Here is a 13733-nt window from a genome sequence, read left to right as displayed (position 1 = left end):
TCATGCTCTTAACGGAGGTGGAGTGGCGAGAAAAAGATCAACAATTCGTTTTTGGTCGAAGTCCGAGAGCCATTCAGCTTTGATAGTCACCGGCAGCTCGCTCAGTACCCTATTCATTAAATCTGCCAAACTACCAGCAGTCATCTGAGATAAGTAGCACTCCAGTTCACCTTTAAATACGTCACGGATTCCGCCAGGGCAGTCGACTGATATAACTGGCGTTCCGCAAGCAAGCGCCTCCGTCAAGACGATCCCTAAGCCTTCAAACTCAGAGGAAAGCACGAAGAGGTCTGCGTGTCTCATCCAGTTATAGGGGTTGCGCCGCTTACCCGCGAAGATTACATTCGCCGAAATTCCTAGCTCACGTGCTGTTTGTTCTAAAGATTCGCGAAGAGCACCGTCTCCCACAATAACCAGTTTTTGACGAGGCTGGGCGAGAGCATATGCGCGTAATAGCAAATCATGCCCTTTCTGAGGCACAAGGCGCCCCACGTTTAAAATATAGGGTTCCTCGGGAATATCCGGGTCAGATAGTTCTGCCAGAGCTTGAATTTCTTTGATTGGGCAGGGGTTTGTAATCACTCTGAGGCTTTTGGGTGCAATACTGCCTTGTTTAAACGCGTCGGTCGCCGATGCATACACCCCTGATGACACGCACGCCAAGTGACGGTTTTTGAAAACCAGCCTCCACTCCAGCTTCTTTTGCCAGAGGGGGCGGTCATGATGGATTACGTTTTCCAACACATAGATATTACGGTCATCGTGGAACGACCAGAAATACTTGAAGGTGCCCAATCCGCGAAATATTATCCGGTCGAATCGACCATGCTGCTTTTCCAGAACACGGACTTTGTGTTTTAGTAGCCAGCCGCTCAACCAGCCAACCCATATGAAATGAGACTTTGGCACTATAATTCCCAGAAAAAGCCGGGATAACAAGAATACTGGAATACCAATAACGGATTTCAACAATGCTTTTAACTGATCATGGTGGTGGAGGTGAACGTCCGGGTGATTCGGTTGCAGGTCATTCGGGTGGTTTCGACAGGACAGAATATGGCTCTCATGGCCCTCTTCTGCGAACGCATCGGCAAGATTGACGGCCACACGCTCCATGCCACCCATCTTTAGGCTGTGAATGACAACAAGGGTTCTCATTTGGGTGAGCCCTTCTGGATGCCGTGCTCGGTTCTGATGGTTTTATTGTCCTTAACCGCTTTGCGAATGGCCTTATTTTTTGCCCAGATTTCGGGTTTGGCATAGCCCCTAGCATGATCGAGGTGCAAACAAACCGTACTGTACCGTATTTGTCGGGACTTGTGACCATAGTTCCATAGGCGTTCACCCAGCTCCCGATCAAGTCCGCCATATTGCATGTCTTCATTAAATCCGTTTACTGCAATCAGGTCTTTTGTCCAGGTTGAGCTGTTCATGCCATTCCAGCTTGCAGCCGCTGGAGTGATCCGGTTCATCAGGTTTCTGAAGGCGCGGGATTTCGACAGTTTCCATAGTTTGTGGGTTTTCGGCTGTCCGCATTTTATAAGCCAGGCTGCATCGAAGATCCGGCCGGAACGTATATCTTGCTCTGTAATGGCTTCGGAAACAGGCATTGTCAGTTTAATGTAACCCCCAGAAAGAAAGGTGGAGGGTGCCGCGAGTAAACGGTGTGTTTCAATCAGGTCGGGTGCGGGGATACAGTCTCCATCAGTGAAAACAAGATAATCGCAGGAAGTGCCTGCAATTGCCTTGTTCAATATCTGGCATTTCCGAAACCCTTTATCTTCATGCCATATGTGGTCAATCGAAAGTAGCTTCCGGGCTTTGAAGGTTTCGACAAGATCGCGAGTTTCGTCGTTGGAGCCATCGTCGGCGATGATGACGCGGAAGTCTTTGAACGACTGGTTTTCATAACCGGTCAGGACTTTGCTAAGCCACAGGGGCGAATTATAAGTGGTGATAACTACACCGATGGATTGAGGAGCGATACTCATATTCGTGTAACCACTAACGAAGGGTTTAAATGATGGATAGCACTGCGTTGCGCGGTTGGCCGCGAGTGATTACCCACGGCAGACCCTGTCCGGGTAGTAGGGATTGGGCTCGCCCTTGGGTCTATGCCGAAGCCGCTTGTATTCCCATTGATACTGTTCCGGGCTGAGGCGTATTACGCTTTCGATCGATTTGTTTAGTGCAGTAGCGGCGACCACAGGATCCGGGTGGGCGAGGTCTGGATGGGCTTCCTTAACTACAATGCGAAACCCCTTTGAACTTGGCAGCCGTTCCGCATATGTGACTAGGGCGTTAGCACCTGTCTTTTGCATCAGCTTGGCTACCAGTGTCATAGTTCTGACCTCTGTACCAAAAAATGGTGCATAAGCATTGGTTTTACCACGCGGAGACTGGTCCGGAAGAATGCCAGTTACACCCCCCTCCTTGAGAATCGACATTAACCTCATTAATCCCCGCCGGTCTCCTCTGACAAGTTCCGCCCCAACTCGGCTGCGGACCTTGATCATATAGTCTTCAAATTCTTTCATGTTGGGCGGGCTATATAGAGAAGCCATTTTATATTTGGATGAAAAATACAATCCTGCAAGCTCCCAATTACCGATATGGGGAGCCAGCAATATCAGCCCATTGCCAGTCGACAGTGCCTTTTCTACCAACTCCACGCCCTCGCATTGCTGAATGAGGTCGAGACATTTTTGAACTGGCCACTCCCACATCAGCGGAATTTCAAGAGCCGTCATGCCCGTATGACGCAGGGAGCTATGAGAAAGCAGGTCACGTTTCTCGTTATCCAACTCCGGCAGGCACAATTCCAGGTTCACATCCGTTACTCTTCGGGACTCTGACCTGAATTTCCAAGCTGCGCCGCCGAAAAACCTGCCAATGTGTTGAGCTGCTTTTAAGTTCAGCATGCTCGAAGCTCTGAGGACAAATTTAAGGAGGTGGGATTTTAGTTTTTTCATGCGCGCCCGTACTTGTCTTCGTAGCGAACGATGTCATCCTCACCAAGATAGGAGCCGGATTGCACCTCAATCAGCTCCAGATCGATAACTCCGGGGTTTTCCAGTGAGTGCACCTGGCCTATCGGGATGTAAGTAGACTGGTTTTCGGTGACCAGATAAGTCTTTTCACCGTTGGTGACTCTTGCTGTGCCGCTGACGACAATCCAGTGTTCAGCGCGGTGGTGATGCATCTGAACGGATAGTTTTGCGCCGGGCTTTACAGTGATTCGTTTTACCTGGTAGCGAGGGCCGCTGTCGATGGAGTCATAGATGCCCCAGGGCCGGTAAACCTCCCGGTGATTCATATGCTCATGCCGACCATCGCTGCGTATTTGCTCAACCACAGCTTTTACGTCCTGCACTTTGTCTTTATGGGCGACCAGAACCGCATCCTTGGTTTCGATGATAACTAGGTCATCGACGCCGATAGTTGCGACGAGTCTGCTGTCTGCGCGAACCAGTGTGTTCCGGGTTTGATGGGCTATCACGTCGCCGTTGAGATTGTTGCCGTCCGGGTCTTTTTCGCTGACATCCCAAAGGGCGGACCAGGATCCTATGTCGCTCCAACCAGCGTCCAGAGAGACAACTGCTGCGTGATCGGTTTTTTCCATAACCGCATAGTCTACGGATTCCGACGGGCAGTTTGCGAACAGCTCAGAGTTCACACGGATAAAATGAAGGTCTTCGCTGGTATCTGCCATTGCTGCACGGCAAGCGGACAGAATGTCAGGGCGGTGTACCTCCAGCTCCGTCAAATACTGTCGCGCACCAAAGAGGAACATGCCGCTGTTCCAAAGATACTCTCCGGACTCAAGGTAGGTTTTGGCAGTCTCAATATCGGGCTTTTCCACAAATCCATCAACCGAGAAACAGTCAGTCGCCAGTTCACTGCCGCGATGTATATAGCCGTACCCGGTTTCTGGCTGATGGGGCACAATACCGAAGGTAACAAGCTTGCCCTTTTTTGCCAGAGGTACAGCTTTTGCCACGCCTGCCTGGAAAGCCTCGACATCCTTGATCAGGTGGTCGGCGGCAAGAACCAGCATAAGCGGGTCATCGCCATCGGCGCTCTCACATAGTTGAAGTGCCGCCAGTGCAATGGCAGGTGCGGTATTGCGACCGCAAGGTTCAAGGATAATGCAGCTATCCTCATGGCCGGATTGCCGCATTTGTTCCGCAGCCAGGAATCTGTGCTCTTCATTGCAGATCAGGAGTGGTTGTTGAGCGCTCATTCCGTCAAGCCTGGCCACCGTCGATTGCAGCATCGAGAGCGGGCTATCTGTCAGTTTCAGAAACTGCTTCGGGTTCAGTTGTCGTGACAACGGCCAAAGTCGTGAGCCGGTACCGCCAGCCATAATGACGGGATGAATCATGAGCATACTCCGGGCTTGATTGCGTTTATGAGAGCGTTCCTGAACACTGCATTCGAAGGTTGGATCTTACCATATGGGCTGAGCATCGACAGTGCTGTGGGCCCGGTGCAGGTTTCATAACTGTTGTGAGTCCTCCCAGGACCGTTTTCTGTCACTGAGCTCCCATGCGATGCGCTTGTAGAAGCGATTGATTCGTCTCGTTATATAGCGCTTTCGCCATGCCGGAATCGCCGCTAGCTTGTTCTGAGCGCCGGGTGCTCCCAATCCGTCGACCAGGAAAAGCTCTGGTTGGTCATTTCGTAGGGTGACCACCAGATTGTGAGGCAAGAGGTTGCGAGTCAATATTCCTGTATTTTCAAGCCATTCACAGAAACGCTCTGAAGCAGCTTTTATAGGTGTGTCAAAGCCGTGTTGCTGCAGGTAGCTCTCAAGCGTCTGAGCAGGTTCTCCGTGGTCGTCCAGGAGAAGCTCACTCTCATTGGCGGAGCCGAGCGAAGTTGATGTTTCACCATAGAATCGCGGGAGATGTTTCCAGACGCAGCTTTCGTGGCCCCGTTTGATCAACGATACTATGGCACTCTGCTGGTGAGCACGCTGTTCCTGTGTGTTGTCGTTGATTCTGGATTTGCCGAGCAGTTTCTTCAAAGGCATCTGCCGCTGGTAGCGGGCTTCTATATTTTCAGGGCGAATTACTTTCAGGCAGCGGCCAGGAATGCCGGGGTGCCGGTAACAGTGTCGATTGGATCCCGAGGCAAAGGGCTTCTGGTCTGAAAGATTGATCATGGCGGCGCCTTTCTCCTTGGTGGTACATGCATAAATGCAGGGGCATTAATCGTATGCGACAGTGTTGTGAGAGTGAATTCAGAGTGCTTTCAGGTATGGATGCTTTCTTGAAGCTCGTAATAGAAAGCCGCTGTTCGGGTCGCCATAGCCTCCAGTGTCAGCTCCCGTGAAGCAAACTCAAAACACGCTGTCTGGCTTTTTTTAAGGCTTTCGGGATCTGCAAGCTGTGCTGACAACAGTGTCTGTAACGCGCTCACATCTGTAGCGGTGGCCAGGCTTTCGGCGGGAAGCATCTCAAGGGAGCCATTGACCGGCGTTGAGAGCACGGGGCAGCGCACCAGTAAGGCTTCGACAAGAGTATACGGAAAACCCTCACGCGCGGAACTGATTACGCACACTGATGCTTGCTGAAGCCAGGCCGTCGGGTTGTCTTCGTAGCCAGGCAGTTTTATGAAGCTTTCAGCGTCCAGGCGCTGGAGCTGAGCCTTCAGCTTTTGGGCCTGGGATCCCTCGCCAAGTATATAGAGTGGCAGCGCCGGCTTGATCGACGCCCATGCAGAAATCAGGCAGTCGAACTGCTTGACTGGCTCGAGGCGACCTATGGCCACTGCAAAGTGCTGGTTTCCGGGTACCGGATGAGTTGTTTTTTTCTCTTTGTTCTGGAGCTTGAGCCCATTGTGAATCAGGGTCTTAGCGGGATGTGACAGTGACTTCAGAATGCCTTTGCTTACGGCAATGACGCCATCAAGTTTGTCGAAATCCTTATGGCTGGATTTGGTGCCATGTACTGTGCCCACCGTTATGCTTCCCGGGATTTCCATCCCTGAAATCAGCGCCGCGGCCTTGTTGCCCTGGGCATGGATTACATCGGGTGAGAGTTTGCGAAGCATTTGCCTCAAAGGGAGCTTTAGCAAGGGATTCCGTCTTCCCCACTGAACCGGTAACGGATGGAAAGTGATTTCGTGTGAAAAGCGATGTCGGTAACCCGGGTGTGCCAGAACATGTACCCTGTGGCCGGCGCGCGCAAGTTCTTCCGCAAGGTCAGCTGTGTGCTTCTCCATGCCGCCCCAATTACCTCCCGGAGTGGCGATTAATTGGGCAACGGTGAGGCGGTTGGTTGAGTTCACGGTGAAGGAGGCGCTTTGGTGAGAACTTTGCGGTAAACCTCCAGTGTCGACTCTGTTTGTGCCTCGAGACGAAATCTGAAGGGAATCTCGATATTCGGGGAATAATCGCTCAGCAGCCTGAGCGCAACCCCTGCAAACTCTCGGGTATCGTCGGGCGTTACCAGCCCGTCCCGAAAACATGCTTGCAGCGTTTCTGCTGCGCCGCCACGGTTAAATGCGACGACGGGCGTGCCGGACGCAAGTGCCTCGGTAACTGTGCGGCCGAAGGGCTCGGGTTTTGTCGACATGTGACAAACCAAGTCGGCAAACAGATAGAGCTCCGCCATGTCATCTCTCTGGCCGAGAAAGGTGACTTTATCGTTGAGGCCGAGCTTCGCACGGTGCTGTTCAAGCTCCTCCATGAAATGTTCTTTGCCTGGTTCTGCACCGCCAACAACAATGCCATGGCAGTCGGGCTTCGCACGGACGATTTCTTTCATGGCCTCAAGAAACTCCAGCTGGCCTTTCCAGCGGGAAATGCGTCCGGGCATCATGAGGATTCGCTTGTTCTCGAGCTGCGGAAATTGCACAAATAGAGCCTTTAGCCATGCTTCGCTCAAGTCTCGGTGCTGAAAATAATCCACATCCACGCCGCGCTGTATTACGGTGAGTTTGTGTTCGGGAACCTGAAAATTATGGAGGACGTAGTCGCGCACGCAATTTGAAACTGCAATTACGTGATCTGATTTCGCCATGATCGCGCTGTATCGGTTAACGGAGTACATCCCGTGAAACGTTGAAACGATCGCGGGGCGCTGATACGCCGGTAAGCTCTTCCACGCCAGGCGTACAATCCACGCAGGCATGCGTGAGCGGACATGAATGATGTCTGGCTGCAGTTCCCGAATCAGCTTTCTCATAGGGCGAATCTGGCCGAATGACGCAGGCGATTTACGGTGAATGGGCATCTGAATGTGGGTCGAGCCTTGCTTCTCGAGGCGTTTCGCCAAAGGGCCACCGTTGGACACGACATAGGATTCATGGCCGAGACGCACCAGGTCAGACGCAAACTCGACAGTTCCTCTTTCTACACCGCCACTGTACAGGGCGGGCAGCGCCTGAAGAATTCTCAAGAAGCCTTCCCCTTTTGCTCGTTTTGTTTTTTTCCAGCGCCCTGTGCTAGCCACCGGTGGATGACCCAGTTTGCGGCCCTATCTGCTTCCCAGATATGTTTTTCCTGGCCTGTTTTGCCGCCCATAACCGCAGCATGATCGCTCCAGCGGGCCACATAACCTGCTTCGACGAGTCGTTGAACGCCGCTGGCGACCCGGCTGCCCGGATGCTCAGGCAGCTGAAACAGGCCGGTTGGTACGCCGGAGGTTGCAGCTTCGCACACCATGGACATGCTGTCGGGGGTTACCCATATTGCCCTGGATGCGGCAACTCTATGGTTGAGCCAGTCTTCGTAAGTGTCGTCTGGGTTGACCACAGTGACTCGCGGGCCAGAAAGTTCTTCAAGTCTCGCCCTGAAAGCCTCCGGAGTTCTTCTTGAGCCGCTGATCGTCCAGCGCCATTGCGGGTACTCACCCATCAGGTTGGCAACTTGTCCAAATACAACGTCATCATCCCAGTCAAAATGTGGAGACGGCCCGCCAAGTAACAGCAGGGCTTCCGGTTTGTCCGTGATTTTCGCAAGTGGGGTGATCGTGTTGATAACACCGTCGGTAATCAGGGTGTCCCGGTTTTGAGCAATGTCATCGTGGGCCGGGATAATTGAGCCACTGATCCAGGTTCGAGGGAATCCGGGCTTCATTAGGACGAGCGTTGTGGCTTTCTTTAACCGCCTTAATGATAACAAGAGCCCGTGCGTACCCGAGCCTGCCGCGATGATCAGGTCCGGGTGGGGGAGTGCACTATCCAGGTTCGGAGGTATTGCCAGTAGTGCGCGCCAAAACGGAACCTTGGTGTCGAGCGCGTTTATCCAGAACAGGCTGGCGCCAGCTTTCACGCGCAACCGGTTGCCCAGGCCTTTCAGTTGGTTCTTGTGCCCTGGTTTGTTGTCTGTGAGCAACCATATTACAGGCGCTGCCGATGCTTTATTTATTGCCATAGAACCCTGGGTCGTCCTTGTCTGGTCGCGTTTTGAAGCGTCGGTGCATCCATAGGTACTGGTCGGGAGCGCGCCGGATTTCCCTCTCAAGTATCCGGTTGATCTCGGTTGCGTCCTGCAGGTCGTCACCGCTTGGAAACGATTCCAGCGGAGGGTGGAAATAAATGTCGTACCCGGGCTTATCCTCCCGCCGGAAGTGGCTGAAGGGAACCACCTTACATTTACTGCGCGCCGCGATTCGTGACGTTGCGGTTATGGTACCGGTTGGTATGCCAAAGAAGGGTGCAAATACAATATCTTTGCGCCCGTAGTCCTGATCGGCGGCGTACCAGACGGTGCGATTATTGCGCAGGCTTCGGAACAGGCCCCTAAGATCTCTGGCGCCAAGCACTGTGTCATATCGGCGCTCACGTGCCCGGGTCATGATGGCGTTCATCAGCGGATTGTTGTGATCACGTTGCATCACATCCGCTTCAATATACTCAGTAACGAGGCTGCCACCGAGGTCCAGTGTGCTGTAGTGGCCGCCCAGCAGCAATACGCCTTGGCCTTCGGCGAGTGCGTTATCAAGGTGCTCCTTCCCGTGAACTTCCGTTATACCGGTAAGCTTTGCAGGGTTTCGAAACCATGCGATACCCAGTTCCATCAGGCCAATTCCATTGGCGATAAAGGCATTGCGGACCAGAGCAGCCTGCTGCGACTGATTGAGCTCCGGAAAGCACAGCCGGATGTTGACTTCGGTTATGTGGCGGCGCCTGCTGGCAAAGCGCCAGGCGAGAAGTCCGGCCAGCTTGCCGAGCCACCATTGAAAGCGGATAGGAAGTTGAGCCAGACACCACATAACTGCAATCCCGGCCCAGGTCGACCACCAGCGCGGATGGAGGTAGGCGGTGTAGTCGGTATTGCGTGGTTGCCTGCGGTATTTCTTCTTCACGTGATACAGGTCCCGGGTTCAGTAAGTTGCTGGGCAGACTATGGTGCCCGGCTGGGTCAGTCGGAAGCAAATCAATAGGCTTTGGGATATGATAGCGCACTGATTTGCCAGGAGTCCTGCGTGCTTCAATTTATCTACTCTCAACTTATACGGTTGCTGCTTCCCTTTATTCTTCTGCGGTTGTGGTGGCAGGGCCGGCAGGCCCCCGAGCTGCGCCGCAATTGGGAACAGCGCTTGGGCTTCGTGCCTGGAACCCAAGGCACTGTGGTGTGGGTGCATGCCGTTTCGGTAGGCGAAACCATTGCGGCGGCCCCGATGGTGCGGCGCCTGCTCGCCCGTAACCCCGATATTACGATACTGATGACAGCCATGACGGACACAGGCCTGACACAGGCCATGAAAATGTTTGGTGATCAGGTTCAATACGCCTACGCTCCCTACGATACCCCAGGCTCAATACGCCGTTTTCTGGACCGGACCAATCCCCGGATTTTAGTCATAATGGAAACTGAAATCTGGCCGAATATGATACGCCAGTGCCGCGCCCGTCGTGTGCCGGTTTTCCTGATCAATGCGCGGCTTTCCGAACGGTCTGCCCGGGGTTATGAGCGAATCAAAGGTCTTGTGGCGCCAATTGTACGCAGTATCAGTTGGGTAGCTGCCCAGGCCGAAAAAGACGCGGAGCGGTTTCGTCGAATTGGTGTTGCGCCATCCAAAGTTGCGGTAACCGGGAGTGTGAAGTTTGATGTGGATATCCCGGAAGTTGTGCGGCAGGCTTCGCTTGAACTTAAAGCATCTTTTTCTGCGCGCCCGGTATGGATTGCTGGTAGTACCCATGAGGGAGAGGATGCCCAGTTGCTGGCGGCGCACCGGCAGCTTTTAAAAAACCATCCGGGTGCCCTGCTGATTCTGGTACCTCGCCACCCGGAACGCTTTGAATCGGTAACGGATAAAGTGGGTAAACAGGCGTTTACTCTTGCACGGCGATCTCTTGGCGAAGACCCTTCGGGTGCAGATGTTTATCTCGGAGATACCATGGGTGAGCTGATGATGCTTTACGGTGCCAGCGATGTGGCGTTTGTCGGCGGCTCTTTGATTGAACGCGGTGGTCACAACCCTCTGGAACCAGCGGGTTGGGGGATTCCTGTCATTTCCGGGCCTCACGTTTTCAACTTTGAAACTATTTACCAGAGACTTCTTGATGACCGTGGCGTGACGATGGTTAGCGATGCTGATCAGCTTTGTCGTCGTTTGGTGGTTCTGTTTAGTGATGCTGGAGAGCGCAAGGCCAGTGGTCAGCGTGCCTTATCCGTGGTCAATAAGAATAAAGGTGCTCTGGACAGAGTGGTTGACGGAATTATCGAGCGGGTGTGAAGTCTCGTGAAGCCATGGTGTCTTCAGGACAGGATTCGGGTGGGGAGGCTTGCTCCCCACCCTTTCTCGGTCAGGTATTTGGATGACGGGCCTGTGCAGGTTAGCGGGAAGGGTCGTCCAGAGTCTTGTTATCGTTTGCCAACGCTTCTATACCGGGGGCAGTGGCGCTGATCCAGTTGTTCAGTTCAATAAGGTCCCTCGGGCTGAGCGTGCCGGCAGCCTGCTTTAGTTGAAGTGTGTTGGTCACATAGTCATAACGGGCGTTGGCGTAATCATTCAGTGCCACGTAGTAGGCGCGTTCCGCATCCAGCACCTCGACTATGTTACGGGTGCCCACGTCATAGCCTGCACGGGTTGCATCCAGTGCACTGCGGCGGGAAACAATGGTTTGCTCCAGAGCGGATGCGGTTTCAACGTTATTATTAACGGTCAGGTACAGACTGCGAGTCGTCACTTGTACGTCACGGCGCACGGTGGTCAGAGTCTCTTCCGCGACGGTCACCTGTGACCGCTGCTGGCGAACACCGGCCTGAATGCCACCACCAGAATACAACGGGACATTCAAGGTCAGCCCAACGATGCCTTGCGTGCCGTCGAACTGACTTGTGGTGCCGTTTGCAATGTTGGTATCACTGTAGGACGCACTCAGGTCCAAAGTCGGATAATGTCCGGCTTTTGCTTCTTTCAGGACGGACTCGCTGGCATCAAGCTGGTAAAGGGCAGATTGAATCGACCAGTTCTGTTCCAGTGCAGTGACTTCCCAGGCTGCCGGGTCCATCGGTTCCGGACGGCTGAGAGGAAAGTTCTGGCGCAGGTTCTCCAGATCCTCGGAATATTCGCCGGTAAAACGGGCCAACTGCTCCCGGGCAATGTTTGTCTGGTTTTCTGCGGCAATTCGCAGGCTTCGGCTATCATCGTAGCTGGCACGGGCTTCGTAGACTTCTGTAATGGCGATCAGACCCACGTCAAATCGCTCCTGCGCCTGTTCATACTGGCGTCGGATTGCGGCTTCGCCTGCCCGTGCGGTCGTCACTGTGTCCTGCGCGCGGAGAACGTTAAAGTATGCAGTTGCGACATCAAGAATCAGTTGCTGTTGAGCCAGGTTGTATTCGGCCCGGGCAGATTCTGTCTGAAACTGGCTGGCGTCATATCGGAACCAGGTATCTGCGCGAAATAGTGGCTGGGATAGCTGGATACCGTATGACAGTTCACGGTAGCTGTAATCCGCAGTTGGACCGCCGTCGAGGTCGACCATATTGCCTTCACCGAAGGCGCCGATCTGGGGTAGCAGGAAGCTCTGGCTGACGTCACTGGCTGCTTGTTGGGCCTCAAAGCTGGCGCGGGCGGCAGCAATACCGGAGTCATAGGAGAGTGCTTTCTCATAGGTCTCTACCAGGTCCATGGAAAGGGCAGGTTGTGCTGCCAAGAGGCCCACGAGCCCGGAAAGCAGTCGTTTCTTCATTGTTTCTCCTGAATTCATATGCGCTTCTGCACCCTCCCGGGGCGCTGAAAAGGAATGCCGTATCGTTCCTAGTGAGATGGTGGTGAGGCCATTAACAGCAAGGGTACGTCAAGCCGACCGAAACAGACGGGCCATTATGGACAATTATTGCTCTCAGCTCTACATTTGCAGATTGCATCTAGTTAGCATCCTACCCAGAAGGGCTCGCGCTTGCAATAACTGACTTCAAGCGGCTATCGTTCGAAATCCGATTCTAACCAGGATGAACAATGGCCGAGCCGTTTCAGTTCAAAGTCAGTGATGTCAAAATCGAAAAACGCGAAACCGTCTTTCAGGGCTTTTTTCGAATGGACAAGTTGTGGCTGACGCATCCTCGCTTTGATGGCAAGAGCATGCCCGAGTTTACTCGCGAACTTTTCATCCGTGGTGACGCGACCTGCGTACTTCCTTATGATCCCGGTCGCGACGAGGTTGTTCTGCTTGAACAGTTTCGCCTGGGCGCACTCGGTCGAGACCAGTCTCCGTGGTTGTTGGAGTTAGTCGCTGGAATGAACGAAAATGGCGAGAGTAGTGAGGAGGTTGCTCAGAGAGAGGGTCAGGAAGAGGCAGGCCTTACCTTCAGCAAACTCGAAAAAATCTGCGATTACCTGGTTTCTCCGGGTGGAAGCACAGAAATGATCTATCTCTATTGTGGCCAAGTCAGTACGGAGGCAGCAGGAGGCCTCTACGGGCTTGAGCATGAGCACGAAGATATTCGGGCCCACGTGGTTTCTGCAGACGACGCCATAGCCATGATCAGTGATGGCCGAATTAATAATGCGGCTGCAATCATTGCCATCCAATGGTTGCAGCTTAACCGGGACAGATTGCGTGCAGGGTGGCAGTGATGGGTGAGTGGACAATGAAACCCAAACGCTATGTTCCGGATTTGCGCCAGTTTGCGGCTCTGTGTGAGGGGAACTACCATCGCCTTCGCAGGCTGCGCCAGTTGAGGGTGGAAGATAAGCCCTTGTGCGAAATCGAACTTTACCGGGAAAGCGAGTATCTGGGCCGTGTTCGTATCGAGGTACTGCAAACAGCCCGGTTCACTGAAACCCTCCTTCTCGAACAGACTCACAATAACGGTCGCTGGCTCAATAATCCGCAGATGACCGTTCGGGTGTATCACGATGCGGTTATGGCAGAGGTCATCAGCTGTTATCGTGATGCCCGGATTGCACCGGTTAATGACTACCCGAATCGTTTTATGCATCACCCGGACGAAAAAGTTCAGGTGAATGGGTTCCTCGCCGACTGGCTCGAATACTGTCTGAAGTTCGGCCACCTTCCTCTTGAGCATGCCGCCTGGACAGCGGGAGAAGGCGCCGATTGAGGTTAATGCCGTCTGGCTGGCTGAAAGTCTGCACGCACTGAGCGTGCGAGTTTGGTTGTTAAATAATGCAATATATTGCCCGGCGCATCTTCAGAATGTGACGCCGGTTCCAGTGGCAGGTGATAAATCCAGGAGCAGACAACGTACACTTGTTCTGAAACCACGGGAACCGGCTTGAAGCGAAAGCCTGTAAAACAGTTCCTCAAGT

The 13733-nt window shown here is 53.4% G+C and carries 13 protein-coding genes; 3 read left to right on the top strand and 10 right to left on the bottom strand.

Translation table 11 applies throughout. The features are described from left to right. From Q4606_RS15795 to lpxL, 9 genes are all read right to left on the bottom strand, one after another. The gene (locus Q4606_RS15795; protein WP_303597467.1) at positions 1-1158 is read right to left on the bottom strand and encodes a glycosyltransferase; all 1158 of its coding nucleotides are present in this window, start codon (positions 1156-1158) and stop codon (positions 1-3) included. Next, entirely contained in the window at positions 1155-1991 is an 837-nt protein-coding gene (locus Q4606_RS15790) for a glycosyltransferase family 2 protein (protein WP_303597468.1), read from the bottom strand. Before Q4606_RS15790 ends, Q4606_RS15795 begins: the two co-directional genes overlap by 4 nt. Before the next feature lie 69 nt (positions 1992-2060). Then, on the bottom strand, positions 2061-2972 hold the full coding sequence (locus Q4606_RS15785) for a lysophospholipid acyltransferase family protein (protein WP_303608119.1): 912 nt from the start codon (positions 2970-2972) through the stop codon (positions 2061-2063). Further along, positions 2969-4384 carry a mannose-1-phosphate guanylyltransferase/mannose-6-phosphate isomerase gene (locus Q4606_RS15780; protein ID WP_303608118.1) on the bottom strand — a complete coding sequence of 472 codons (1416 nt, stop codon included), beginning with the start codon at positions 4382-4384 and terminating at the stop codon, positions 2969-2971. Before Q4606_RS15780 ends, Q4606_RS15785 begins: the two co-directional genes overlap by 4 nt. A 114-nt stretch (positions 4385-4498) precedes the next feature. Then, positions 4499-5167, bottom strand: a complete 669-nt coding sequence (locus Q4606_RS15775; protein ID WP_303597471.1) for a YrbL family protein — start codon at positions 5165-5167, stop codon at positions 4499-4501. 89 nt (positions 5168-5256) lie between these two features. Next, positions 5257-6294, bottom strand: a complete 1038-nt coding sequence (locus Q4606_RS15770) for a glycosyltransferase (protein WP_303608117.1) — start codon at positions 6292-6294, stop codon at positions 5257-5259. Beyond that, positions 6291-7406 (bottom strand): glycosyltransferase family 4 protein, encoded by a 1116-nt coding sequence (locus Q4606_RS15765; RefSeq protein ID WP_303608116.1) that lies wholly within the window; start codon positions 7404-7406, stop codon positions 6291-6293. Before Q4606_RS15765 ends, Q4606_RS15770 begins: the two co-directional genes overlap by 4 nt. Continuing rightward, the gene (locus Q4606_RS15760; protein WP_303608115.1) at positions 7403-8383 is read right to left on the bottom strand and encodes a mitochondrial fission ELM1 family protein; all 981 of its coding nucleotides are present in this window, start codon (positions 8381-8383) and stop codon (positions 7403-7405) included. The genes Q4606_RS15765 and Q4606_RS15760 overlap by 4 nt, the downstream gene beginning before the upstream one ends. Continuing rightward, on the bottom strand, positions 8370-9317 hold the full coding sequence (gene lpxL, locus Q4606_RS15755; RefSeq protein WP_303608114.1) for an LpxL/LpxP family Kdo(2)-lipid IV(A) lauroyl/palmitoleoyl acyltransferase: 948 nt from the start codon (positions 9315-9317) through the stop codon (positions 8370-8372). The genes Q4606_RS15760 and lpxL overlap by 14 nt, the downstream gene beginning before the upstream one ends. 120 nt (positions 9318-9437) lie before the next feature. On the opposite strand from lpxL, the gene waaA reads away from it, so the two are divergent. Beyond that, positions 9438-10691: a lipid IV(A) 3-deoxy-D-manno-octulosonic acid transferase gene (waaA, locus tag Q4606_RS15750; RefSeq protein WP_303608113.1), complete on the top strand. Its 1254-nt coding sequence runs from the start codon at positions 9438-9440 to the stop codon at positions 10689-10691. A 100-nt stretch (positions 10692-10791) separates the two neighbouring features. Here waaA and Q4606_RS15745 read toward each other — a convergent pair whose 3' ends face one another. Further along, positions 10792-12153, bottom strand: a complete 1362-nt coding sequence (locus tag Q4606_RS15745) for a TolC family outer membrane protein (protein WP_303608112.1) — start codon at positions 12151-12153, stop codon at positions 10792-10794. 269 nt (positions 12154-12422) lie between these two features. Here Q4606_RS15745 and Q4606_RS15740 point away from each other — a divergent pair, with 269 nt between their 5' ends. Next, positions 12423-13040 carry an NUDIX domain-containing protein gene (locus tag Q4606_RS15740; RefSeq protein WP_303597478.1) on the top strand — a complete coding sequence of 206 codons (618 nt, stop codon included), beginning with the start codon at positions 12423-12425 and terminating at the stop codon, positions 13038-13040. Further along, positions 13040-13525 (top strand): DUF1249 domain-containing protein, encoded by a 486-nt coding sequence (locus tag Q4606_RS15735; RefSeq protein ID WP_303608111.1) that lies wholly within the window; start codon positions 13040-13042, stop codon positions 13523-13525. The genes Q4606_RS15740 and Q4606_RS15735 overlap by 1 nt, the downstream gene beginning before the upstream one ends. The last annotated feature ends 208 nt before the right edge of the window (positions 13526-13733 follow it).

This window comes from Marinobacter sp. 1_MG-2023 (assembly GCF_030549045.1).
GTDB lineage: Bacteria > Pseudomonadota > Gammaproteobacteria > Pseudomonadales > Oleiphilaceae > Marinobacter.
This window is presented reverse-complemented; position numbering and strand designations above follow the sequence as displayed.

Excerpts from the sequence above, each read along its gene's own strand:
- Q4606_RS15790 (WP_303597468.1), bottom strand. The coding sequence starts at position 1,991 with ATGAGTATCGCTCCTCAATCCATCGGTGTAGTTATCACCACTTATAAT.
- Q4606_RS15745 (WP_303608112.1), bottom strand. The coding sequence starts at position 12,153 with ATGAAGAAACGACTGCTTTCCGGGCTCGTGGGCCTCTTGGCAGCACAA.
- Q4606_RS15735 (WP_303608111.1), top strand. The coding sequence starts at position 13,040 with ATGGGTGAGTGGACAATGAAACCCAAACGCTATGTTCCGGATTTGCGC.
- Q4606_RS15760 (WP_303608115.1), bottom strand. The coding sequence starts at position 8,383 with ATGGCAATAAATAAAGCATCGGCAGCGCCTGTAATATGGTTGCTCACA.
- Q4606_RS15795 (WP_303597467.1), bottom strand. The coding sequence starts at position 1,158 with ATGAGAACCCTTGTTGTCATTCACAGCCTAAAGATGGGTGGCATGGAG.
- Q4606_RS15740 (WP_303597478.1), top strand. The coding sequence starts at position 12,423 with ATGGCCGAGCCGTTTCAGTTCAAAGTCAGTGATGTCAAAATCGAAAAA.
- Q4606_RS15780 (WP_303608118.1), bottom strand. The coding sequence starts at position 4,384 with ATGATTCATCCCGTCATTATGGCTGGCGGTACCGGCTCACGACTTTGG.
- Q4606_RS15785 (WP_303608119.1), bottom strand. The coding sequence starts at position 2,972 with ATGAAAAAACTAAAATCCCACCTCCTTAAATTTGTCCTCAGAGCTTCG.
- Q4606_RS15775 (WP_303597471.1), bottom strand. The coding sequence starts at position 5,167 with ATGATCAATCTTTCAGACCAGAAGCCCTTTGCCTCGGGATCCAATCGA.